We start from the raw sequence: 23,639 nt of genomic DNA, 5'->3' as shown, positions 1-23,639 counted from the left end.
GGCTCCGCCGTCCGAGCGCGTGAATGGTACCGTGAGTTCCGTGAAATCGTCCTGATGTGTACGGTCTACAACATCAAACAGTACGTGACCGCCTGATTCCAACGCCGTATGGTGATTCAATGGAGCCCACGTTTCAGACGAACCCTTGTGGGGTTGAAGCTAAGACACAATCTATAAGTGTAAGTGGGTTCTACGTTTCAGACGAACCCTTGTGGGGTTGAAGCCCATGCGGCATTTTCGGGAACCGTTGTGACCGTATGTTTCAGACGAACCCTTGTGGGGTTGAAGCCTCCCGGAGCGTGTCCACACTCGCCCGTATCATCTTGTTTCAGACGAACCCTTGTGGGGTTGAAGCGGCGGAACTACCGATGTCAACGTCACGCCCTCCGTGTTTCAGACGAACCCTTGTGGGGTTGAAGCCGTCTTCGTCCGACCCACCGCCGTCCGTGAGACCGAGTTTCAGACGAACCCTTGTGGGGTTGAAGCGTCGACGGCACGGACATTTCGCCGTCGAAGGTCGAGTTTCAGACGAACCCTTGTGGGGTTGAAGCCAATTGTGTCTCCCTGTCGCCAACCTCGATTTCAAAAGTTTCAGACGAACCCTTGTGGGGTTGAAGCATGCTCGAAAAGGGTATCTCGCCGACGGTCGAAAACCGGTTTCAGACGAACCCTTGTGGGGTTGAAGCAAAATGCCTAAACGAGCGAAAGGGTCGAAGCAGTGGGTTTCAGACGAACCCTTGTGGGGTTGAAGCCACCGCTCATGATTTGCGCTCCCATGCAGTCCCGCAGTTTCAGACGAACCCTTGTGGGGTTGAAGCTGATACTCACGCCAGCCAGCACTCCGGACACAAGCAAGTTTCAGACGAACCCTTGTGGGGTTGAAGCACCTCGCGTTTGCATCGGACCGAGTCGGGGTCGAGTTTCAGACGAACAACCAGACTCTGGTCCTCAGCATCGACAGCCACAGGCCAGCGGTGACATCTTCCAGAACCATTTTGTGTTCTCTGGTGAGTGAGAGACAACAGACTTCCAACTCAGTACGTTTAGAGACAAATATAGCGTCGTTACGGGTTTCTATGACGCGAACATGAAAAGTTCAGTTCGTCACCGAGTTCTCGCTGCATCTCCTACCGCTGACGTCGTCGACAGTCCTTCTCCCAGACGACACGCCCGCTGGCGGATCTCTGCTCATCGGCGATCTGCTCTATCTCTTCCATCAGTCGTGTCATCGCCCGATAGTTGGAGTTGTACCAGAACCGCCGTGTAGTCTTCAGCGTTGATACGTCGCCGTTGAACTGTGTCGGAATGGATGTGTTCCGTCAACGATGTTGTCGAAGAACTCCAGCGGACGCAGGACAGGTACCAGTACCGGGTTGAGTACATCCTTGAGCAACTGAACACGGTCCAGCAGGTTGCGACGTGTTTCGATGGACTGCAGGTCCATTCCTGGCCTGATGATTAGATAGTGTGGTCGACAAGCGGCTAATTCCGCTCGAAACTCCAAGCGATGCAGCAACCAGTCTCACCGAAGTCGTTCTCTGACCGTCTCCAGATTCGTCACCGGATCAACCCAAATTAGCTCGGGACGGCGAGTCCGTAGAGCATCTTATCTAGCGATCCCTCGTCAAGAAATCATACGCTGAAACGGTGGGTACCCCTGCTCAGGAACGTCAAGAGATGCATTTAATTCCGGGGAATCATTCCGCTATTGTTCGATCACCTCAAACTTCTGGACCCACTACGCGCTTATCGGCCAGGAGCATTGTCCGCGGCCCCGTTCGCGGCCGAACTCGCGTTCTCTGCGGCCTCGGCCTCACTGCCACCCGGGGTCATGCCGCTGATTGTCTCACCGAGGCCACCGGACTCACCGCCGGCCGCGGAGCTGACCTCAGCCAAGATGTTCCCGACGAAGTCCGGGACCTGCGCGGGAAGGTCTGTCGGCGGGCCTGCCTGCATCGCCATCTGCGCCGTGTCGTTTGCGAACTGGACCATCGTGAGTGGATCTGCTTCGAACATTGCACCTCAATGTAGCGGGTGGGTGGTGATAAGGGGGATAAGCCGTGAGGCCGGTTTGGGGCCGATTTTCGCCGAATTAACGCGGTTGAATCCCGAGTAAATCGCTTTATCGTAGCTTCTCTCGTCGAAATCAGTATTCGGGGTGGTATCGGGACTGAATTGGGCCAGACGCGCCAGCAGCGGATCCGCTCACATCTACTAATTCAACGTCTATTTACTACTGGCTGGAAACAACACATTCGATGCCCTCCATAATCCAAGACACCGTGTTCAAAGAGCCTACCGGTGGGATTTTGGCACTCATCTACCTCGCTGGGGCTCTCCTCCTCATCGGCCAGTACGGATATTATGCCATTATAACTAACTCCGCGCCGGGCAATTTCGTACTGTTCCTGGGTGCCGGATTTGGGTTATCCGGAATTGCCGAATCACTTCCGAACCACCAACGACAGGCCGCTGGTGTACTACGTCTTGCCACGGTCATTGTACTGCTCAGTCTTCTCACTGCTATCGCCTTTGCTCCCGAGTTCCTCAGTCTGTGATACGATTTCCGTGTGCGAATCTACTGCTATCACCATCGGTCTGTTCTGACGCTTGATCCGTAGCAAATACCGACTGAAAAATAAGAGCTCTAGACTTATTCTCTAATTCAGCAGACCGCTTCTGATAGTTACCTCCTCGGCGTGATACGTCCTTGTCCTATACTGAAGATATTTAACCCGGTATATTCATGCAAAGCTATGGGTAAAAGGATCGGATCGGAACTGACACGGCGCAGGATTCTGGCAACAGCTGGTACGATAGGTACGGCGGCAATTGCTGGATGTGGGAGTACGACTGATACGAAGGTGGGAAAGCCCTCTGAAAAAGACGTTCCGGCACCGTCAGTGCAGGCCGGGAATCGATGGAGCCTCCAAACGCCTGACTCTGAGCCACGCCTCATCGTAGAGGGTGAAAAAGCGTTCCTCAATTACCAAGCCGTCGGCCACATCAAGCGTCATGAAGACACAGTACTTCGGGACCGAATCAAGGAGTCAACTTTTGGAGAGGTAGACCGTCCATTCGCTGCCGGGTTCTGTGGCCGAATAGATATCTTCCCAAATCGGCTATCCTTCGCTAGTGGTCTCGTAGCAGATGTTGATGAAAGAATGCTGAGTCGCCTCAAAACGGCAATGGAAGACTTTGGCGTTCAAAACGTTACAGAGGAGGGAACACAGTCTGCCACTAACATTCCAGGAGACTTGCAAGTGGTGATCGGAGACTATCAAATCGAACCAGTGGTGATTGAGGGAGTAGATATCCCACACAGTGACCGAACAACACTCAAATTCGGAGGTGGAGCACTTCCAATCAAAGGTATTGTGGCTAATTGGAAAGAAGGTGGATCGATACTGGCGGCAGGGGGTGTCTATCCTAATGGGCCGTTCCGCCAATCCAGACAGGTCGAGATGTCGGATGCTATTCAACTAGGAATTAGTATCGACCTCGACATTTCACCACCGGAGCGAGAACAACAGGCCTTGGATTATATACGGAGTGTCTCTCTGTAGTACGATACAGTCATAACGTTCTTGAGCACAAAGAAATGGTCCAAACGCTGCTACTGGCGTGCCCGAACTTGGTGCGGCCCACAGCGATACAGGGAGCGTTGACGAGAGAAATGGCAGTACTACCGTCGTCCCATCGCCCCGAGGATAGTGAGGGTCGTGGTGTCTGTCATTGTTTGTCTCCGGAGTTTTAGGTCACCTATGCCCGCCGTACGGCGGGGCTCGTTGGTGGACGTCTGTTCTGACCACGATAATGTATCTCCGTCTCTTTCACAACAGCGGTATGGAAGGTAGTAGTTGCTGTAACGGTAATGCAGTATAGTCTCGCGTTTTTCCACTCGTTGGCAAGGTAGGTCGTCGGTGGCACGTCTTCCTCAGGTTGGATATACTCGGCTTCAATACGTCTATCTACGGTTGCAAGCGTGGCGTAGTCTCGTGGTAGGTGATTGCGTTAAGATTATAGAGGAATGAACCCGACGTGAATCGTGGTTTCGAGGGATTTTTCCGCTGTCTCTGTGTTTCTCAGCGCAGAAATCGAACCGCTGACGCACTCGATTCCAAGCTCGAGTCGATCTGGGATCTGACACCACCACAGTCAAAGGTCTACGTGGCAGCTGTTTCACTTGCCTTCACCGGTGAAGAAACTATATTCAACGACCAATATCACAAATCGATAGTAGTTGCATGATACTTCTCGAAAAGGCCTCATCACTTCTCAAACTCATTCACTAAATAGTGCCAAGTCTATCGATCTGTCCACCTCCCGTAATTATAAAGTAAACCAGAAATAGACCGAATAATCGACTAACACAAAGAGGATAGTAATTCTCAACTACTGTATGAACCAACAAAACATTTGATATAATTATAGAGATAATAAGAATTCGGATGGTTTGGAACCTTGTCCATAATTTCCTCTGGTTCCTAGCCGGGGAAATGATTGACCTACCGATAATGATCGCATAGCGGAATCAAATACCCAGTCCAGTATCATCCAACTCGGATATTTTTGCGGTGCTGAACAGATAATGCAATACACTCACGTCTCGACAGTGGTTGACATCTGCAACTGCTCTGCCATATCGTTTTCACCGATCACAACATACTATTGCCAATGACCTTCGGCCCGACCTGGAACAACCTCCTCGACAACGTTGACGCACTCCAACCGGATACAACCCTCGTTACCCCGCTTTCGCGCAAAGCCTTCGGCATCGAGGATGTCCAGGAACACCGCGTGCTGATTCAGTACCGCGATGATGACGAGACGATCCCACTCCAGCAAGCCCAATTTGAGACGCTGTACGAGCGCGTGAGCGAGGCCCGTGGCGAATTCGATGTCGACCACCTGCCACCAGATGCCGAACCGTACGCGACTGTCCTGTCTCTCCATCCACGCTTCGAGATAGACGACCGAGCGGGCACACTGACCGAAAGCGACCAGTCCACGGGATCGCCACTGGTAGAAGCTCAAAGCGGTAGTGAGGAACCCGACGAGACCGAGCGTGAAGAGCCGGACCTGGACGTGTATGCAGACGCGCTCTTGCTGATTGACGCACTCGAACGCCATGATCTGACGACGCTCGACACTGTCGACACGCCCGCACTCGTGAACATCTACACGCTTCTGTCGGACGTCCAGCGCAACGCCAACGACCTCCGGAAAGATGTTCGGAGCGTCTTGCTTGACCGCCTTCATCACGACCAGCCAGTCTCTGGGCAGTTTGGGTCCGTCCAGCGGACCACACGTCGGAACCGGTCGCTCAAAGACGATGAGTTGGTGTTGAACGCGTTCGAATCCGCCGGTATCGACCGTGAGCGGTTGACGACAGTCGATTCCAGCAAAGTTGACGAAGCACTCGATGTGACCGAACTGTCCGAATCCGATGTCTACGACATCGACACGAGTGAGTACGTTCGCAAGGCCGACGTAGACGAACAGGAAAAGGAAACCCGCCTGCAAGGGCTGAAAGACCAGCTTGAGGCGACTAACGGCGAGGAGGCTGACGAACTTCGCGAGGAAATTGAAGAACTCGAAGACCGGATCGCTGAATTGACTGAATTTCGATCCGGTCGGTCATTCCACGAATCTTCAGCTGGTGGATAATTCTCTCCCCGAGCCGGCCGCGGGCATCTGGGGTTGGAGAGCTGACGCCCGAAGGGTTTTTTCACGGGAGTGGCTACTATGACGTATGTCCCGCGCTGAAGCTGACGATAACGACGGTGACCGGCCGGAAATCCGACTGGTAGAGAACCCGGATGGCAAGTGGACGGCCCGCCACCTCCAGGTCGAAATCTCCGCTGAAGGTGAGACACCGGGTATCGCGCTGGAGAATCTGATGGATGTCGTCGACGCAGTCACCGGTGACGGCGGCCACGAACCCACAGATGCAGAACTCCGCGACCTCGGCGTCGACCCAGACAAAGCGCGCTCACAGGATGGCGACCTCCCGGACGTGCTCCAGTAGCTCAGATGGTCACGCGCGATTTCTCCGGCGAGGAGGTGTACAAGGTTCTGGTAAACACAGGAAACTTCCACCACGTCCGAACGACGGGAGACCATCTGATTCTCCGCTGGGACCCGCCCGAAGACCACAACGAAACGGATGCGCGTGTCGTCGCCGTGCCGGCCCACAATTCGTTGAGTATCGGTACGCTTCGGGATATTGCAGACGACGCCGGTGCGAACGACTTCGAGGCCTTTTGTGAGTGGATCGACCGTAATTCATAGGCGAACCGAGTCACCGACGACGGCCGCGAGTATCTGGTTTCTGAAGACGAACTGTACTGGTCGATAGGCGATACCACGTCGTGATACATTCTGTGTGTGCGAACGGATGGGAGCTGTCACTGACAATGACCCACGGTCGGTACGACGGTCCAGATTTATGTGGCGCAGGCCACCACCAAACGTCACCCTGTTCGTAGGTCATCACTCCTGGGCCGCAGAGTCGTCGATACCAGACCCCCAGTCAGGATCTTCGGAACCAAGACGGTCAGTCGCTGCACGAGCCGTGGCCATCGCACTGAGGGTCTTCTCGATGTCCCCAGCGTCGTTGATGGCCCAGTACTCACCGCGATGCCGCACCAGGTCCCGATCTTCGAGCCGTGACAGAACGACATCGACGCTCCCACGGGCAACATCCGTCGCCTCGTGAATTTCCTTGGGCGTGTAGGCTTGCTCTGAGTGGGCTGTGAGGAACGAGAGGATGTCCTTCTTTGCGGGTATTGCAGGTGTCATCATAGCTTGGTTTGCCAATAAAAGCCCATACTGATTAAGAAGACGTACTGAGTGGCTACATCTCAAAGATACACCTGAAATAATGAGTGACGACTTGTCTACGAAGCCATAGCAGGTTCGCCGGATAACAGCGGAAACCGTGGTGTGTCCGACCGACTAGTCTCCCCATTGGAGGGCCAAATTCAGTAGTGTGTAGTTCAGTCTGAGACGGTCCGCTCCCCCAATTTTGTGTCCCTCTGGCGGATGAGAGGCGTTCCTGAATATGAGCATCGAACAGCAGTCCGTCGACGAACAGTCTGCAGACAGCGAACCCGAGGACGAACCGACGATTCGTACCCAGCATCGACTGGCACAGGCCAGTGGCGAGGTGTTTTAAGGCCGCCAACGGGGTGAGCGATGATGCCCTGCCATGACTGCCGTCGGCCCTACGAAGCAACGGGTTGCGGCCAGAACCGCTACAACATTGACGGGCAGGCTTACAACCCGATTCCGTGGGGAGAGGACAAACACTCATAACCGAGAAATTCACTGGAAAATTCAGATGAGCCGAACGTCCATTTCCATAGATACCGATCAAAAAACAGACTCGACGAGGCGAAACGATGCTTGGGTTACTCTCGTCGGAACGGACTTCGCTTTCGTAAAGAGTGAGCCATGCCCCGGCCTGTCGAGGGTACATACGAATCGTGGAACCGCACGAGAAGGACATCAAACCCGAGAAACCCTCAAGCAACACTATCCACCAATCCGTGTCGAAAGCCCTGCCGATAAGACCTAATAGCTTCTAATACAAACCAATACTTACGATGCCCATCTCGAAAGACGAGTTTCGCTCGATCGACGAGGACGGACCGTCACTCCCCGACCTCGCGCCAGACACCACCCAGGGGACGGTCTATCGCTTTCTTCTCGAGCACGCTGACCAGGCGTTCCGCCAGCGAGAGATCGTCGACGCGGTCAACGTCCCAGAGGGGAGCGTTGGCCCGACGTTGAAGCGCCTTGAGCAACACGGCCTCGTCGAACACCGTGATCGGTTCTGGACGATTGCTGATGCCGAACACGCGGTCGGATCGGCTGGACTTCACGGTGGTGCCACGGCCGACGAACTCGACGGTGGGTTCTCCGACGACGACGTCGAAGCCTGGATGGAGACAGCCGTCGACCCCATCGAGTCGGACACAGTGCAGCACGATGAGGAGTCGTGAATCCGGATGGCTGACCGCGGAACTGTCGTCTGGGCACCTGATCCGTTCAAGACGGATGCCGGAAACCCTCGTCCGTGGTTGGTTGTCTCCGGTGAACGGATGCCGTATCCTGACGAGGAGTCGATCGCCGTCGCGTTCTCGACTCAGTCCCACCACGCGGGTAGTTTCGCTGTGCCGAGCGAAGCGTGGATCCGCGGAGAGCCGGGCCAGCAGAGTTTCGTCCTTCCTTGGACGATCGCTACCCTGAAAGACGACCTCCACGTCGTGGGACGGCAGGGCTCAGTCACCGACGAGTTCACTGCGCAGGTCACGGCGGCCACGATCTCCTATCTGGATGCCTCGGAGAAAGCAGAAACAGAGTAAACTACCCCATCCATTCAGAACTTACTGTGGCAATTCACGGTCCGCATCAGTAACTGTCGACGACTCAGATAGCATCCGCTCAACGTCCCAGTCGATATCCTCGGAGAGAGATTGCAGGTCCTCCCATGCTTCGGCTGAGGAACCCCCGTTTTGGCGTGCTCGATTGTAAATCTGGGCCGATTCCTCGCTCATATAGTTGGTATACCAGGTATCATCGAATAGGCGTTGGGGTGGAACTGGAATCGCACTGGGTAGGCGGTTCAGTACCCTAGTCCGAGAGAGTGTCATACAGCTCTTCACAAGGTGTTTTGTCCATTAGAAAGAGGAATGAAATAGCACTCGATACATGTGTCCATGGCACAAAATTCACTCAAATAATGAACACACAAAATCACATATATTAGATATATTGAAATATTAGGTTAGAATAATGACTCGGGAGATAGAGTCCTCTGAATCTGTGAGTGAAGCGGTTGTGGAGGCTGTAAGTGAGGTTGAAGACTGTCCTCCAAGGTCGCTTCCACCACTATATAACACTGTTAATCCTGAAGCTCTGGACAAGCTGTTTAACCGAACTAACAACGCCGTAACCGAGCGTACTGGACATTTTACATTCCAATATAGTGATTCTATTGTCACTGTTGGGGAGGATGGTTATCTCACCATTCAAGAATCAAGACAATTGAAAAATGATAAGCGATTTTCCGATGACAATTAATCACCCCGAGATGAGCTTTTATTATATATATATCAAGGAAAATATCACATGGAAGTAAGGGAGTCAGAAACGGTTAAGACTGCTGTAAAACGTGTTATTGCAGAGTTAGAAGACTGTCCGATGTCGAAACTCGGTACAATCAACCACTGTGTCGATATCGATACTCTCAATGCTATTGGTAATTTAGATATCAATTCTGCAGACGAACCCCACTCGATCTCGTTCTATTACTGTGGATATGAAGTCGTGGTTTACAACGACCACACCATAGAAATTGCGAGATAAGCATTCCTGTATTGGGCGAACAGAAGGGGGAAAGACCGGGTATGAGAACTGTTGTATGACTCTCTCGTTGTAGTGAATCCGGTTTTGGTGTGCATGTCAATGCCTACAACAACTATCGATAGGTCTGCCTACTGCGGCAGTCGTTTCAGCTGCGTCTGTGAATACTGAACCCGTATTCGCAGCGACTATCTGGTAAAAAGTAGGGGTCCTCTGTTACAGGTCTCGCGACTGGACCGTCTTTCGGTCGTTAGCGTCTGCACGTCGGGCTGCATCTTGGAGCAGCTCTTCGACTTCTTCGTCGAGTGCGTCGTAAAAGTCGGCGGCAACGTTCATTTCGCTCAGTTCCTCTTTGACGGCGGCTTTGACAACTAGGTCTGCCATGCAATCGTACTGAACTCAAGTTGACTTATATATCTTCTCCAATGTTGGGAGTTAGGGTCCCGATCCCCAAGCTGAGCCTGGTATAACGTGTGCAGAGGGCCATCAGTGAGCCGCCTAGGCCCGCCAGTCCGCTATTACAGGGAGAGACGACGGGCACGTCCACGTCACGCGCGGCTAGAGACCAGAGAGATACGACTGCACTGTCGCAGGCAGTCGGTCCCTCTCAGCGTGGGGCAGACGGACGGGAGAAACAGGCGGACGACTGGTGGATAGCAACGTGGGGCTGGCAGGCTAACGAAGACGGCGAGAGGCGGGTGTGTGACAGCGTGGGACTGACCGGCCGGGCAGGGGACAGGTGGCTGACTAGTGTGTCACTGGCCGCCGTGCAGCCGCCGCTGGGCAGCACTCTCGTTTCTGGTCGAGCCGGTTCGTGGAGTGGTGAACGGACGGACAAGAAAGGATATCGAATACCTCCTTACTTGTGACGACGGGATTGGGGGACCACTGAAACTGAGGGCGGAAACAGAAGTACATCTGGTAGAGTTGGAGGATACTGTACCAGAAGGACCGGAGGTTGTGATACTACGTGTTGAGAGATTCGTGGCAGTGCTGTTCGAACCAGTGCTCACCATCGTAGGGGTAGAGGAGATGGTGGGGCTACTATCGCGACCGAAACCACAAGAACGGTGACGGTGTCGGACCAGCACATCTTGAAAGCCCCACGCCGCTGGCGGTCGCTCAGCGACATATCCTCACTCCGTTCGGATAGGGGCCGCTGAACCGACCACAGCAAGCGCCAGCGGCGTGCCCCTTTCAGTCCCACCCGACTGCTACAGCACAGTCGACGCACACGTGACTCGCGCACGATCCGTTTGAGGAACCCTCGCGGCCGGCGCTCCCTCGCCGGAACGAGGACGGTCGCGTTGCTCCCTGTGGTCCGGGCTGCTCACTGCGTTGCGCTGCCGGGCTTTCACCCATCCGGCACTCGCTTGGCCGCGCGGGATGCTGGCTCACCGCAATCGCACACGATGAGGCCGCCCGCCGGGATGTCACCATCCATCAGCTATTTATATACTAATCTCCTTCGAAATGTGAAACACAAAACGCCGCTTAGAAACTATCAAGACATCCAAATACTCCACTTGAAGAAATCTAATTAGTCCGATATCTTTAAGTACCATCCAGACATGTCATTAGGTACGGAAGGCACGACACACGCGGCGCTGGCAGGGCAGTTTCACGCCGCAGAAATCGGGTGCTAGTACACCCGACAAGTGTCTTTCCGTATCCAGCAGAAAGACAATGTACGCTACCAATTCCAGCGGTAAGAATGCATCGGCAAGCAACCAGACAGTGTCGCTTTCAGCCCACGTCGAGGGTGGCCCTGAGCAACTTCTAGAGGCTGTCGCAGAGACCGAAAACGGCGATGAACTCGATTACCGGCTGAACAAGGGCAGCGACAGCCGCGGCAACTACTACGCCCACCAAGAGGATTATCACAGCTACGACTGGACCCGCTCAACCGAGGTCGGCCCCAACCGACGCTTTGGCGAAACCCTTCAACAGCAAGAGGAACGCCACGCACGCGAAGCCGAGCAAGCCCGACACGCCGAACTAGCCCGCCACCATGCCAACGGTGTGGACCGCGAAGCGGGCAACCGCCAGCTTGCGGACGCGATGAGCCAGCGCCCGGAGATCTTCGACCACGACGACCCACGGGCCGAGATGGACGCGGAGACGCTAGCGAAAGTCAACCAGCAGGCCGACACCATCAGCGAGCAGACGATCATGACCCGCGCCGCCGCCAGTCGTCTCCTCGCAGAGTATCTTGACGACGGTAACAACCTGTGTAGCGCCGCGTTTTCCACTCAGCTAGATGCCCGGGCTGCAATGGACGCACCCACGCCTATCGCGGATGTCTCGCCCTACGGCTACGAGTGTACCGTTGAAGGCGAAGTCACGCACATCATCGACGAGCCAGACGCCCGCAATCAGTACCAAGTCCTCTACATCGAGGATGACAAGGGGACGAGCGCGAAGGTCACGGTTTGGGGCAAGTCGATGCACGGCGGCGAGATGGTCCGCACGCTCCACGAAGGCGACCGGGTGCGAATCTCCGGGGGTAAGCCAGACGAGTATAACGGTCTCAAGACCGTGGCCGTCACGAGCGACACGCTGATGTGCATCATCGAACGCGGCGACGGTCCCGCACCCACTGGACACGCCGGCTGTGCGTTTGGCTCGTCAGGCGAGAGCCCGACGGTCGCCCCGTGGGACGCGGAGTCTGATGCTCACCAGTGGGCCAACAACCGAGACAGTGACCAAGCGGTCGCCGTGACGCTCGGGAAGGCCCGCTGTCCCGAGTGTTCAGACCTGTTCAAGTCCGAGCATGGGGTTGCAACCCATCGCGGTATAGCCCACGCCGAGGCGAACTAACGCCCGACTGCGAGGGCGTCCCCCACCGGGCGGGGCCTATCGCTCGGTCGACGCGACGACGGTGCTCGCGCACGCGGCTCGCCGGCGGCCACCGGCAAGCCGGGCCGCCGCCGAGCGACCACGCGCACGGACTGGCACGCTGACAGCCAACACTGTGGGTCAGTCATGGTGGGGCTATGAGAACACTTGTGTACTGGTGTGTGCGTCGGCGTGGGCCAGCTGGCCGGGGCGGAACAGGCGTACGGATGGTGTGTCACGACAGCGCGCGACGCCGACGGGACGCTGCGCTCGGCGCACTCGCGCGCCTCGCTTCGGTCCATCGTGCCTGCAGTAGCGGGCGCGATCCCGGACTGCCACCAGGCAGTGGAAACGAGCCTCTCTTTCGCCGGTCCGCCGCCACCGTGTGGCCCCAACTGGAATTTAGGTGCATCAAATAGAATCAAGAAGAGTGTCTCATAGAACAGTTCTCATATCCGATCTATCCGAATCTTATCAACACTTGTGTGTAAGATGTAGGACGCGAGTCGGTCAGGACCACTCGACTAGCAATCTCAGAAGCTCTACTCATACGAACAATGGGTTCCCCCTGATTAGGGCTATTGGTATATCGATATATAGCAATACAGTCGGTGGTTTGTGGGCAATATCCGTTAGTTCCCCTATTATAATAGTTCAAGTATAAAATCGGTATCTGTTCCAATGGAACATGAGTACGCTTCTAACTGGTACAGAGGGTCGATTCTCGTTCGACAGACAGGATATGATGGTGTTCATTCTCGTCATGTCACTCACCGGGTTGCAAAACGCGTTTACTGAAATCCTCCCCGAGTTCACTGTGGGGCCGCTCGAACTAGGCGTTGGCGGATTCATCTTCATCCCAATCGTCCTCGTCTTGCTGTTCAGAACATACTGGGCCGCACTCGCTGTCCCCGTTGGAGAGATTGTCTTTGGTGAAATCCTTCTCGGTGAATTCGACGGACTGGGAGCGATGGAGGGCCTACTCCTAATTCCAGTCTGTTATTACTTCGCCGCGAAACTGCTCCAAGATCCCGAGAACACCACGCAATTGGCAATCGTCGTGTTCATCGCTGAAGCGCTTGAGGAGTTTTTCGCCACCTTCATCGACATCGGGAAAGTCTACGTCGGCGTCGAAGAGTTGGAAGCTGTACCGGGACTTCCAGAGAGTATCATTGTTCTGGAGGGCGTCGACTTCATCACACAGATGCTGATCACGGGGGTCATCTTTGGCGTGATTCCTGCGTTATACCTTTACCCGAAACTCCACGGGAAAGTCGAGCCGCTGCTCGGCATGGAGCCGTTCGAAGGTGAGCGTGGCGCACCAATGCGACGTGGCTTTTCCGGAAAGGCACTGCTGGGGGTGCTCGTCGCGTTTCCACTCGCATTCGTAGCTGAAGCAACCAGCGAAGTCGGTGGGGCACTCAATGTCGTCTGGGAGCCTGAATTCCTGGTGATGTACGGCCAGAGCTACATCGCAGTCCCGATTGTCGCCTCTGCAGTCGTCGTAGCGGTCGTCTGGTATCGTGCGACTCACAAGCCTGACCGATGACCGCGATACACAACTCTCATATTGCCGTTGACGAACTGCAGTTCCAGTATCCCGGGACGGACGAGTACGTCCTAGACGGCGCGAATCTCACCATCGAGCCCGGTGAGTTCGTCGCTGTCGTCGGCGGGAACGGGTCCGGAAAGACAACGTTGTGCAAGTCGTTCAACGGTATCATTCCTCACTTCTACGAGGGCGACATGCAGGGCGGTGTTTCGGTCGCGGGCCACGATGTGGCTGAAAGTTCCGTTGCGGAACTTTCACAGCACGTCGGATACGTGTTTCAGGAGTTCGACAATCAACTCGTCAGTCCGACCGTGTTCGAGGAGGTCGCGTTCGCACCGATGAATTACGGACACGAAGACTACCGTGAACGCGTCCACCGGACACTCGATCTACTCGACTTGGACGGATTGGAGGACCGGTTCGTCTGGGAGCTTTCCGGGGGACAGAAACATCTCGTCGCGCTTGCAGCTGCATTGTCGCTTGATCCCGATATCCTCGTCGTTGATGAACCAGCTGCACAACTTGACCCGATTAATGCACGAGAGACGTACGAGCAACTCGCCACTCTCAACCAGACCCACGGCAAGACGATCATCACTATCGAGCATCAAACGGAGTTCATTGCCGAGTACTGCGATAGCGTGGTTCTCGTCGAAGACGGGGTTGTCAGTTGGAAACGCCCCGTCAAAGACGCGCTCAACCAGATAACGGACCTCAGAGCACAGAGTGTCCACCCGCCGCAGGTAACACGCATCGCTGAACGGGTCCTCGACAACGGTGAGCAACTGCCAGTGACAATCTCGGACGCCGCTACTCGGTTTGCCGAATATGCCATCACCGATGGAGGGCGACTGAACGGAGACTCTGAGCCGGCCTCGGAGGGAACGCCGGTCATCTCCGTCGAGGATGTCTCACATTCGTACGATACGCTCCGGAGTGGGACCAAACACGTCCTTGATGATCTCTCACTCGAGGTCTATCCAGACGAACGAGTGGTACTTGTCGGCAGCAACGGCGCAGGAAAGTCCACTCTGATGCAGTTACTGACTGGGTTAGAGACGCCAGACAGCGGTACAGTGACCGTTGATGGCACGGATACTGAACGGGTTCTCCCAGAGGAGTTGGCCGATGAAGTCGTCTACGTCAAGCAAAACCCCGAGGAGATGTTCATCGATGACAGCGTGCGGGCCGATGTCGCACACTATCTCAAGGACAGGGACTATACAGACGTCGAGCAGCGTGTTGATGGCGTCATCGACTTCCTCGACTTGGAAGCGCTGGAGGACCGTGATGGCCGATTGTTGAGCGTTGGCCAGCAACGCCGGGCATCACTGGCAATCGGGCTGGCGACGAACCCGTCAATCGTTCTGCTTGACGAGCCCACGGGGAGCCTCGATTTGGCGAGCCGTGAAGAGGTTGGCCGCACCATCGACCGAGCTGGCGAGCGCGTCGAAACGGTTGTGATTGCAACCCACGATTTAGAGCTCGCAGCGTCGTGGGCGACTCGCGTCGTTGTACTGGACAGCGGCGGCATCATTGCTGATGGCCACCCGAATGAAGTGTTCGCGAACCTTGACGTGTTGGACCGAGCGAACCTCCGCCCGCCTCAGACGGTCCGACTTGGGACCGAACTCGGGCTCAAGCAAGCGCCTCTCACAGTCGAGGCATTTGCCGACTCCCTCAACGATGACGCGTCTGCAACAACAGAGGGGGGCGAATGATGGCGGCACTCGACGACCTCCGCGAAGCCACGTCTGTTGAGGCCATTAAATCAGATCTGCTGCGGACGGCCTACGAGAACGAGGGGTCATTCCTGCACAAGTTGGATCCCAGAGTTTTGCTTCTCTGGTATGTTGTCTTTCTCTTCGTGCCGTGGTTGTTCTACGATGTGACGGTCCTGCTCGGATTGCTCGTGTTCGTATCGGCACTCGCGATGTTGTCCCGTGTCAGTCTGTTTTTGGTGGGCTTGATGACGTTTACTGTTGCGACGACACTCGGGTCGTACGCTGTTGTCACTGTCTTCACGGGTGACCCAGTTGCGGCAGTGCGCGCACTTATTCCGTTCACGTTGAAGCTGACGATTATCTCCGTGTCGAGTCTCGCCGTGTTCTCAAGCATGGGGCCGAAGACCCTCTCCCAAGGCCTCCAGAGTCTGGGAATCCCACGCCAGTTCACGTTCCTTATCACATACGGATACCGGATGCTCCCAGTGCTGTTTGAGGAATACCACGATCTCGTGAACTCTTTCCGACTGCGCAGCACTGCCCCCAGTAACCCCGGCTGGTTCCGGTGGCGGCATTACACCTACTTGCTGAAACTCTCGATGCGAGCGTTCTACCCGATGATATTCAACGTCGCCAAGCGCAGTCGGGTCACCGTCGAAGCCATGGAAGCCCGCGGGTTCTCGCATTCTCTGCAAGACGATGCGAGTACGGACCTTCGATTGGCAGACATGAAGATTCGCCCCCTCGATGTCGGCTTCTTCGCTGGGTCGCTCACTCTCGTTGCCGTCCTTGCAGTCTTCATATAATCACTCAGCGAGTACGACTCGCCTCATCTATTGAACGGTATATAGCACACATGTCCCGGGTATAGCCCTCTTAGTGGTCTTTTTGGGACGACAGTTTGAGCCTAAAATATGAGCCAAGTCACTGACGACCCGCTCGAATCAAAGCTTCTAAAGACGATGATTCCGGGGCGCGCACAAATCCCGAAGGACCCTGATCCCGGAAACTACGTCGTTGTTGATATCGCCCAGTTTTCGACGACGGTACCGGAGCTGTTTGCAAACGGCGCAGCGTACATCTACATTACTGAGGAGCGCGGAAACGAACCGGAATTCAAGTCGGAGAATCCTGATGCAAAAATCGGCGGGAGTTCTGGTCCAAACTACCGCGGTGAGGAGGGCTATGATTTCTTCAACTCACCGAGTTTTGTCCAAGACGTTGATGTGGATGGCCGGCCGACGGCGATGACATCGACAAATGGAGGGAACGCGGTCACGGACCTTCGCCTCGCTGGTGGTGAGGACATTGATATCTATGTCGGCGGGTTGACGAACGGGAAGGCGGTCGCGAACCATCTTGCAGATGATGACCGGGAGACGTATTTCGTCGCTGCAGGGTCGAAAGGCAAGCCGTCACCGGAGGACCTCGTCGGCGCGCTGTACATCGCTCGACATCTCCATGGGAAGCCGTTGACGCCTGAACAACGCGAGGTCTACCGAGAAGTTGTCCAGTTCGGGAAGGGGCCAAAGTACGAGCAGAAACCCCCAATCAAGCGGCGGGATCTCTACGAGTACACGCTCAACTTCGACAGCCGGGATATCGTGCCGAAGTTGGAAGGCCAGCGGCTCTACGACGTCAGCACAACGGACACCGCGTGATGGAGATAGATATCCACACGCATACGACGTACTCAGATGGATCAGACCTCAATGCGATGATTGCAGCGGCCGAGAATGCAGGATTGTCCGCACTGGGGGTGACCGACCACTGTATCGTGACCGATGACGAATTCGGTCGTCGAGCAACGTACGACCTCGTCGAGACGTACCAGCAACGTCGCGAAGACATCGACACCGAAAGGGAATCCACCGAACTCAGGCTCTACGACGCGGCAGAGATGAGCTACGTTGAGGAAGATGAGTCAGAGATAGCAGCGTTCCTCGATGCGGCGAGGTTCGCGTACACAATCGGGAGTGTGCACTTCGCTGGTCAGTACAACTACACCAGTGGGAAACAATTTAAAGACGCGGACGCGTCACAGTGCCGTACCGCTGTCGAACGCTACTATGACGCCCTTGTCGCCCTTATCGAATCCGAGCTCTTCGAGGTGGTTGGGCATCTCGATCTTCCAGAACGAATTCCGGCTCTCCGGCGACACACAATACGGGCAGATTACGAGCGTGTTGCACAAGCGCTCGCCGAATCTCGGACAGTCCCGGAGGTGAACGCTGGCCGCGTCCATCGTTCCCTCGGCCGCGTACATCCCGATCCAGGAATGTTCGAACTGTTCACTGAGTACGGCATTCAATTTGTACTGGGCTCGGACAGTCATACTCCCTCAGAACTCTCTCAACGAATTCCTGAAATCCGGACACTAACTGGCATCCACAACCTGTCCCTCGTTGATTTGCAGTATTTGACAGGCAGTGACTAGCGTACAGACCCGCAAGGTGCTGACGTGACACCAGCGAGCGGACACTTTAGGGTTCTGGAGTGGGTGTCGATCTGGTGGTCGCTCACCCTACAAGCTGATAGCGTTGTCAGTAATGCTCTAACTGTTGTCGGCAGAATGGGGAGGTTATGTAGGTGAAGTACCTCGGGGGCAAGCCCCGAGGCTTGACCGATTAGGGGCTGTAGAAGCCGTCGCGGTGGCCAATTGTTCGAACGAAAAACACATCTTCGCCATCGTCCCGTTTGCGCCAGTCGACCACGAGCCTGTACTGCCCGGCTTTGATTTTGTAGTACGGGCTGTTGGTGTATGGTTCGAGAAAGTGATCAGGTTCGTAGAAGGGCTCGCGTGAACGCGATCTGATGCCCTCGATTTTCGACCGGACTTGCTCTCGCGCTGTCTTGTCTGCTGTCTCCAACCACTCCACGGCACGCGACGAATACTCGAAACCGACCATACGACGTGTCTACTCGTCCCCGAAGAGTTCGTCATGCGAGATGGTCTCGCCACGCTCCAGCTCGCCCTCGGTCGCCTCAATGTCGGCGAGCACGTCGTCGGCAAGTTGCGGCCCGGCGAGCGCGGTCCAGCCCTTCGCGGCTGCCCCGAACGTCTTGCTCGCGACCAGGTCTTGCTCCTTCATCTCGCCGAGCCGGCGGCGCACCGTCTCGCTGCTGACCTCAATGTCGAAGTGTGCGGCAAGCGCGTCGTGAATCTCGCCAACCGTCAGCATCGGCTCTTCCGCTGTAATCTCGTAATCAAGCGCTTTCAGTACGTCCTGTTCGGTCAGTTTGTCCGTGTACTCCCCGGCGTTGTTCCGAGCACGGTTACTCATGCTTCCTAGAAGTCGACCGGGAGTAATAATGATTTTGCCCGTACCACATGGTTCGGAGCACATGGTCGACTGAGATCCGGTCAAGCGGAGCGAGTGCGACAACGTCAAGAGAGAAGTGCGAGAGCGAGCATCTGGTTACCGTGGCTCGGACACACGAACGAACAGGCTCCCGCTGGTCATCTGTTGAACCCTCGTTCGTAGTGCTCACTCGGACGACGGGACGCTGCGCTCGGCGCGGACGCGCGCCTCACTTCGGTCCATCGTGTCTGCGGTAGCGGGCGCGATCCCCACCGAGAATCGGACGGTTCTCGGCCGGCCACGGACTCTAAATTGCGAAAGCGTTGAAGCACGAAAGGAACGTCTGCCTCACCTGTTGGAATTCGGATACAAAGCTCCGGACATAGTGGTGTGTCCCGCAGTTGTAGATCGACGAGTCGAGTTCGGTACGGCGTCGACATGGGTCTGTCCCAAGCGTGGGTCTGCCAGCTCTGGCTGAGTTTGGATGAACCCATGATCGGTGTGGCCCCGGCGTCGACGCGCCGGTCACTTACGTGGCTCAATGAAATCAGACGACCTCTCGTGGGGCTGCCCGACTGTGTTCACGTCACGATGTGGATCCCGCATTGGAAGTTACTTCTGTCTGTGTCCCAACAGGTTCTCTCATGGGGTTTGTCTGCCAGTCGTCACTACCGTTTGGTGGCAGACTAGTCGCCGTACCTCCAGTGTTAGACTGCTTATACATATCTCGCAACAATCGCTCTCAGACCGCCCTGCAAAGCATGGCAAGATAAAGAACCGATTATTTTGTGAATCAGACCCGTTACGTGTTGCGGTTGTCTGTGAATTAGTTATTAGACTGGTAGATTCAGATAGCCAGAGAGCCGACGCCCTCATGCGGTTTTCGCTAGAATCAGTTAGCTTGAGTTACTTTACCAGAATCCTATATTAGAACCCTGGTTCTGTGTGATGAGAGTTGTTTTACTGAGAAGCAGTGAAGGGATAGCAAAAAGAGAAATTGCAGAACTATTCTAACGCCTATACTTTGTCGTGGCCCCTAGTGAAGATGAGTCACATGAACTGGCCCGGATCGTACCCCTTCTCTTCTGACTCCGTTTCGTCTTGCTCTTCACTCTTGTCAGTATCCAATTCAGAAGCCGATCCACTCTCTTCCGTCTCAGCAGATTCTGTCTCCTCACTGCCGGGATCTGAACCCAGATCAGGAGAGTGGTCCCCGTCGTCATCGGGCAACTGCTGGTCCTGATCCTGACCACTGGATTCAGTTGCAAACTCTGACAGGTCTGGGAAGTCTGTGTCCGGAGACGTGACAGCAGTGTTTGCTGTTGCCTGGTCGAGTGGGTCACTCGAATCGTCGTCGTCCAACCCATCTGCAGCGTCGACAATCGGCTCCACTTCGGGGCCACGATCCGGACGATTATTTTTGGACTCATCGGCTTTGGTCTCACCACCTGACCCACGGAGTGCCTCATCAAGTCGTGCCCGAGTAAACGAGAACCAGCTGTCATTCTCTATGTCGGTGTCGTCCTTCGTGGGCTCTGGTTCCGAACTCTCGGGCGACTCCGCTCCTTGTGCCGGGAGGCTATCACGAACGTCCTCTAGTTCGTAGGACTGCCCGTGGACCCACGTCGTTCGAGAGACGGCAACGCACTCACCGGGCTGAAAGTCTCGGAGCAGACCAGAGGTGATTGGTGTTTTGTCTTTTTGACGGTAGGTGTCCCGAGCCTGCGTCCGTGGATTCTCGCCGCGTCCCTGGTGACTCATCGAGACCATCTCGGAGCGATCATACTGGCGACTCTCGCCGAGTTCGTCGAGGATGAAGTCCGTCGACTCACTGTCACCGGGACCGAAGTAAACTCCTTGCGGGCAGTTGCCCACAATCCCAGAGATTGTACTGTACGTGTCCTTGAGCTGGCCGATTGTTTGCACGCCAACCAGTGCGCGAGCTGTATGCTTCCGCCCTCGGGCTGTGAGATTCGTCACCTGACTGAGTGCTGGCAGCGCGTCAATCTCGTCAAGGATGTGGACCGTTGGATTAGAAGCGTTCATCGCGTACCGGATTGACCAGTCTGCCAGCAGTTGATACATCGGTCCGAGCGTTTCCAGTTCCGTTGGGTTCGAATCAATGATGAGGACCCGGCCGTCCGGATTCTCAATATACTCTTGCAATGAGAACTCCCCGTACTCCCCGAAGTCGCCAGTGAAGACCGGGTCGACGTTCTCCTTGATCGTTTGGTAGACGTTTTGTGCGCCTTTGCCCTTGTCAGGGTCAATGTGGCCCGATTCTAACCGGTCGAACTCATCAAGTGCCTTCTTGAGGGCAATGTGACCGCCGTTGAGCAGCGAGACAATATCAGCATGACAGAGAGCATGACGACGGTTGTTCTTTTTTGCGCTGAGATGGAGGTACAGCAGCATCTCTGCGAAGGTTTGCTTCGCCGGTCGATGGAACGGGTCATGGCCATCGGCTTCCCCGAAGATCGCGCCGGCAACCTCACGGAAGTCTGATTCTGAGTCAGCATCCTTGAACAGATTCCAGACCACGTCACTGTCATCGTGGCGGATACACTGAACGTCGAATCCAAGATCCTCGTAGAACTCTTTGAAGTCCTCACCGGTATCGTGGGCGATGACAGCTGTGTCGCTGTAGTAGGGGAACTGGTAGGCTAGTAGCTTCATCATCGACGTCTTCCCGCTTCCAGTCTCACCCACAACAGCCGTTGAGACATCTTGATCGAGTGTGAACGGCATCTCGGCCTCTTCATGTTCGTGAGCGATGTCTTCCAGTGGGACGACGGACTCCCCTTCATCGTGCTCCCATTGATTCATCGCGAGCATTTCCGGAGAGGTCCGCCGCAGCAATTCCCCAGAGAATACAATGCCGATTGAGATCGCGTACAGGATAGCTGCAATCGAATACGAGACCATCGGTAGCGACAAACCGGGAACGGTGAAATCGACGAACAGCGACCCGACAGAGATCGCAGCCAGTACGTGAGCAAACGGGAACAGCAGTGCGACACTCGGCGTCCCAGCAAGCGCCTCATGGAAGAAGACTGCACTGACGAGTCCGAATCCAAGGTAGATGTAGCGCCACGCCCAGAACCGCTTTGGCAGCACTTTATCACCGTCAACAATCATCGGCGGGAACAACAGCAGGAATCCGGCCCAGAAGAACCCAACAACATTGTCGTACTTCAGACTGTTCGGGACCTCCCCGGACTGCTGTCCTGGTGGCGCAGAGGAGCTAGAACTCACCGTCTCCACCCATCATTCTGCGTTCGTCTCGCTCTCGTTCTTGTCCCTGTTGACGTTCAGCTTCTGCCTCTCCTTCGTGCGTTTCCTCACGGCGCTCTGAGAGTGACTCTGTTCGGGTCTCGTCGCGCTCTTTGTCAGCCACGGACTGTCCGACTTCCTTCTGTTCATTCTTCTCAGTGGCCCGCTTGAGCGCTTTTTCAGCATCAGGCTTCAGCGACAGTTCTGCCTCATGGTATTGTTCCCTCGCTTCTCGATCCACTATCCGCCCGGGATTCTCCGGAGCGTCGTGAGCAGTTGCTGTCGGATCTTTTGTCCGAGCAGGCTCTTCAAACGTCGTCGCCGCCCGCTCACGTAGTTGTTGAATCTCATCCCGGTTGAGTTCTAACTCTGCAGGCTCCGCAGTGGCAGCAATATGCGCGTGAGGAAACTCCGTATTCTGGTGGACAGTGTACACGTAGTCCGTTGTCGGCTGCCGGGCGAACTCGCGGTTCATAATTTCCCGAGTGTTAGTATCCACCTCTTCTGGTGAATAGTGTCCAGTGGGATCTGGAGACACGATCATGTGCCGCTGGAATCCGAACTCTTGGCTTTTGTTGACAAACCGATCCACTTCCGAATCAGATAGGTCTCGTCCGGCTGGGTTCCGTAGGTCAACTGTCGCCCCAGCGTCCTGTGCTCGGTCGCGTCGCATGTAGTCAACGAGGTTTCCTGCTCCATTCCACTGATAATCCGTTTGGAGTATCATGCACTGTCACCTCCCGGATTGGTGGTCTCGGAAGACTCACGCCCCTGTGCTCCTGAGTCTGTTTCACTCTCGTTTTGTGTCTCTGTAGCTGGCTCTTGTCCAATGCGCTCAGTCGCAAATTTCATCGCTAATCTGAGATGTGCGTCATCGTGGTCCTCATGTAGCAGTTTCCAGATTGCGATGGTGTATGCTGTCCGGACTTTCTGGATAGTTTTTATTTCCTCTAGCGACTCGGATTTGAACTCGTCCAGATTTTCCATAATATCGCTTCGGACATTCTCCAGGAGGAGTTCAAGTTGAGTGTCGGTCCTGTACCGTTCAAACTGGGCTTCACCAGTTTCGCTGTCAATATACTCTTCAACAAGATCGTGGCCGATATCTGAGACTGTCTTACCCTCTATCTCAGCCCGCTCTTTGATCCATTCCTTGTTTTCGCTAGTCGTGTATATCTGAATGACAGCGTCTCTATCCGTCATTTGCTGTCACCTCCACCGATCTTTGCTACTTGCTCTTGCAGTTTCTCTGGGGCTTCCTCCATTGCAGCAGCACGCTTCTCGGGATCATATTCACTCGAAATCAACTCCCACAATGCGACGATATGGCACAGTTCTTGATCCGTATCGACATCCGTTGCAGCGCTCACTTCGTCTGTGACACTATCGGCAAGGTCTTGCAGTTCTTGTTCAATCCCCAGTTCGGTAGCACGTTGTTCCTGCAATTCACGCGAAATACGCTGCTCTGCTGCCTTGAGCAAGAACTGGGTGATCGTTTCGTCATTCTTCTCAGCCTGCGTTACGATCTGTTTCTTTTTCTCTGCACTCATCGACAGCGTGATACTTTCGCTCATGTGA

Annotated in this window: 25 protein-coding genes, 2 pseudogenes and 1 CRISPR repeat array; of the genes and pseudogenes, 17 read left to right on the top strand and 10 right to left on the bottom strand. The window is 55.2% G+C overall.

What is annotated here, in order from left to right; translation table 11 throughout:
- Positions 1–96 (top strand): annotated as a pseudogene (locus Harman_RS19740) (IS5 family transposase); the annotation flags it as partial.
- A gap of 34 nt (positions 97–130) precedes the next feature.
- A CRISPR array of direct repeats spans positions 131–885; the repeat unit is 30 nt; unit sequence GTTTCAGACGAACCCTTGTGGGGTTGAAGC.
- 436 nt (positions 886–1,321) lie between these two features.
- Positions 1,322–1,614 (top strand): annotated as a pseudogene (locus Harman_RS19735) (radical SAM domain-containing protein); the annotation flags it as partial.
- A 132-nt stretch (positions 1,615–1,746) separates the two neighbouring features.
- On the opposite strand, the gene Harman_RS19730 reads toward Harman_RS19735, so the two are convergent.
- The gene (locus tag Harman_RS19730) at positions 1,747–2,016 is read right to left on the bottom strand and encodes a hypothetical protein (RefSeq protein WP_137685402.1); all 270 of its coding nucleotides are present in this window, start codon (positions 2,014–2,016) and stop codon (positions 1,747–1,749) included.
- Between the two features lie 242 nt (positions 2,017–2,258).
- On the opposite strand from Harman_RS19730, the gene Harman_RS19725 reads away from it, so the two are divergent.
- From Harman_RS19725 to Harman_RS19705, 5 genes are all read left to right on the top strand, one after another.
- Positions 2,259–2,558, top strand: coding sequence for a hypothetical protein (locus tag Harman_RS19725; protein ID WP_137685401.1), 300 nt, complete (start codon positions 2,259–2,261; stop codon positions 2,556–2,558).
- 198 nt (positions 2,559–2,756) lie between these two features.
- Positions 2,757–3,566 (top strand): hypothetical protein, encoded by an 810-nt coding sequence (locus tag Harman_RS19720; RefSeq protein WP_137685400.1) that lies wholly within the window; start codon positions 2,757–2,759, stop codon positions 3,564–3,566.
- Between the two features lie 1,111 nt (positions 3,567–4,677).
- The gene (locus Harman_RS19715) at positions 4,678–5,670 is read left to right on the top strand and encodes a hypothetical protein (protein WP_137685399.1); all 993 of its coding nucleotides are present in this window, start codon (positions 4,678–4,680) and stop codon (positions 5,668–5,670) included.
- Between the two features lie 85 nt (positions 5,671–5,755).
- A complete protein-coding gene (locus Harman_RS19710; protein ID WP_137685398.1) occupies positions 5,756–6,031 on the top strand; it encodes a type II toxin-antitoxin system HicB family antitoxin in 276 nt (91 codons plus the stop codon).
- A gap of 5 nt (positions 6,032–6,036) precedes the next feature.
- Positions 6,037–6,294: a type II toxin-antitoxin system HicA family toxin gene (locus Harman_RS19705; protein WP_137685397.1), complete on the top strand. Its 258-nt coding sequence runs from the start codon at positions 6,037–6,039 to the stop codon at positions 6,292–6,294.
- Positions 6,295–6,495: 201 nt separating this feature from the next.
- Here the strand turns inward: Harman_RS19705 and Harman_RS19695 are convergent, their stop codons facing one another.
- Entirely contained in the window at positions 6,496–6,807 is a 312-nt protein-coding gene (locus Harman_RS19695; protein ID WP_235007278.1) for a TrmB family transcriptional regulator, read from the bottom strand.
- 803 nt (positions 6,808–7,610) lie between these two features.
- Here Harman_RS19695 and Harman_RS21680 point away from each other — a divergent pair.
- On the top strand, positions 7,611–8,009 hold the full coding sequence (locus Harman_RS21680) for a MarR family transcriptional regulator (protein WP_200831015.1): 399 nt from the start codon (positions 7,611–7,613) through the stop codon (positions 8,007–8,009).
- A 6-nt stretch (positions 8,010–8,015) separates the two neighbouring features.
- Positions 8,016–8,372 (top strand): type II toxin-antitoxin system PemK/MazF family toxin, encoded by a 357-nt coding sequence (locus Harman_RS19685; RefSeq protein ID WP_160140718.1) that lies wholly within the window; start codon positions 8,016–8,018, stop codon positions 8,370–8,372.
- 21 nt (positions 8,373–8,393) lie between these two features.
- On the opposite strand, the gene Harman_RS21675 is transcribed toward Harman_RS19685, so the two are convergent.
- Positions 8,394–8,564: a hypothetical protein gene (locus Harman_RS21675; protein ID WP_200831013.1), complete on the bottom strand. Its 171-nt coding sequence runs from the start codon at positions 8,562–8,564 to the stop codon at positions 8,394–8,396.
- A gap of 238 nt (positions 8,565–8,802) precedes the next feature.
- Here Harman_RS21675 and Harman_RS19680 point away from each other — a divergent pair, with 238 nt between their 5' ends.
- Complete coding sequence (locus tag Harman_RS19680) at positions 8,803–9,090, top strand: HalOD1 output domain-containing protein (protein WP_137685395.1); 288 nt, start codon at positions 8,803–8,805, stop codon at positions 9,088–9,090.
- Positions 9,091–9,138: 48 nt separating this feature from the next.
- Positions 9,139–9,375 carry a HalOD1 output domain-containing protein gene (locus Harman_RS19675; protein WP_137685394.1) on the top strand — a complete coding sequence of 79 codons (237 nt, stop codon included), beginning with the start codon at positions 9,139–9,141 and terminating at the stop codon, positions 9,373–9,375.
- Between the two features lie 213 nt (positions 9,376–9,588).
- Here the strand turns inward: Harman_RS19675 and Harman_RS19670 are convergent, their stop codons facing one another.
- The gene (locus tag Harman_RS19670) at positions 9,589–9,756 is read right to left on the bottom strand and encodes a DUF1931 domain-containing protein (protein WP_137685393.1); all 168 of its coding nucleotides are present in this window, start codon (positions 9,754–9,756) and stop codon (positions 9,589–9,591) included.
- A 1,302-nt stretch (positions 9,757–11,058) separates the two neighbouring features.
- Between Harman_RS19670 and Harman_RS19665 the strand changes: the two genes are divergently transcribed.
- From Harman_RS19665 to Harman_RS19640, 6 genes are all read left to right on the top strand, one after another.
- The gene (locus tag Harman_RS19665; RefSeq protein WP_137685392.1) at positions 11,059–12,192 is read left to right on the top strand and encodes an SOSS complex subunit B family protein; all 1,134 of its coding nucleotides are present in this window, start codon (positions 11,059–11,061) and stop codon (positions 12,190–12,192) included.
- A 706-nt stretch (positions 12,193–12,898) separates the two neighbouring features.
- Positions 12,899–13,759: a hypothetical protein gene (locus tag Harman_RS19660; RefSeq protein WP_137685391.1), complete on the top strand. Its 861-nt coding sequence runs from the start codon at positions 12,899–12,901 to the stop codon at positions 13,757–13,759.
- The gene (locus Harman_RS19655; protein WP_137685390.1) at positions 13,756–15,483 is read left to right on the top strand and encodes an ABC transporter ATP-binding protein; all 1,728 of its coding nucleotides are present in this window, start codon (positions 13,756–13,758) and stop codon (positions 15,481–15,483) included. The genes Harman_RS19660 and Harman_RS19655 overlap by 4 nt, the downstream gene beginning before the upstream one ends.
- Entirely contained in the window at positions 15,483–16,292 is an 810-nt protein-coding gene (locus tag Harman_RS19650) for an energy-coupling factor transporter transmembrane component T family protein (protein WP_137685389.1), read from the top strand. Before Harman_RS19655 ends, Harman_RS19650 begins: the two co-directional genes overlap by 1 nt.
- Positions 16,293–16,400: 108 nt before the next feature.
- Positions 16,401–17,147, top strand: a complete 747-nt coding sequence (locus tag Harman_RS19645; protein WP_137685388.1) for a 2-phosphosulfolactate phosphatase — start codon at positions 16,401–16,403, stop codon at positions 17,145–17,147.
- Entirely contained in the window at positions 17,147–17,923 is a 777-nt protein-coding gene (locus Harman_RS19640; protein WP_137685387.1) for a PHP domain-containing protein, read from the top strand. The genes Harman_RS19645 and Harman_RS19640 overlap by 1 nt, the downstream gene beginning before the upstream one ends.
- Before the next feature lie 190 nt (positions 17,924–18,113).
- On the opposite strand, the gene Harman_RS19635 is transcribed toward Harman_RS19640, so the two are convergent.
- The 6 genes from Harman_RS19635 to Harman_RS19610 form a co-directional block, all read right to left on the bottom strand.
- A complete protein-coding gene (locus Harman_RS19635; protein WP_137685386.1) occupies positions 18,114–18,395 on the bottom strand; it encodes a type II toxin-antitoxin system RelE family toxin in 282 nt (93 codons plus the stop codon).
- A 9-nt stretch (positions 18,396–18,404) separates the two neighbouring features.
- The gene (locus Harman_RS19630) at positions 18,405–18,770 is read right to left on the bottom strand and encodes a helix-turn-helix domain-containing protein (protein ID WP_137685385.1); all 366 of its coding nucleotides are present in this window, start codon (positions 18,768–18,770) and stop codon (positions 18,405–18,407) included.
- A 1,068-nt stretch (positions 18,771–19,838) separates the two neighbouring features.
- Positions 19,839–22,043: a type IV secretory system conjugative DNA transfer family protein gene (locus tag Harman_RS19625; protein ID WP_137685384.1), complete on the bottom strand. Its 2,205-nt coding sequence runs from the start codon at positions 22,041–22,043 to the stop codon at positions 19,839–19,841.
- Positions 22,033–22,788 carry a relaxase/mobilization nuclease domain-containing protein gene (locus Harman_RS19620; protein WP_137685383.1) on the bottom strand — a complete coding sequence of 252 codons (756 nt, stop codon included), beginning with the start codon at positions 22,786–22,788 and terminating at the stop codon, positions 22,033–22,035. Before Harman_RS19620 ends, Harman_RS19625 begins: the two co-directional genes overlap by 11 nt.
- Positions 22,785–23,264: a hypothetical protein gene (locus tag Harman_RS19615; protein WP_137685382.1), complete on the bottom strand. Its 480-nt coding sequence runs from the start codon at positions 23,262–23,264 to the stop codon at positions 22,785–22,787. Before Harman_RS19615 ends, Harman_RS19620 begins: the two co-directional genes overlap by 4 nt.
- Positions 23,261–23,635: a hypothetical protein gene (locus Harman_RS19610; protein ID WP_137685381.1), complete on the bottom strand. Its 375-nt coding sequence runs from the start codon at positions 23,633–23,635 to the stop codon at positions 23,261–23,263. The genes Harman_RS19615 and Harman_RS19610 overlap by 4 nt, the downstream gene beginning before the upstream one ends.
- Positions 23,636–23,639: the final 4 nt, after the last annotated feature.

Origin of the sequence: Haloarcula mannanilytica (assembly GCF_005406125.1) — an archaeon.
GTDB lineage: Archaea > Halobacteriota > Halobacteria > Halobacteriales > Haloarculaceae > Haloarcula > Haloarcula mannanilytica.
The sequence above is the reverse complement of the archived record's forward strand: the minus strand, read 5'-3'. Positions and strand labels throughout refer to the sequence as shown.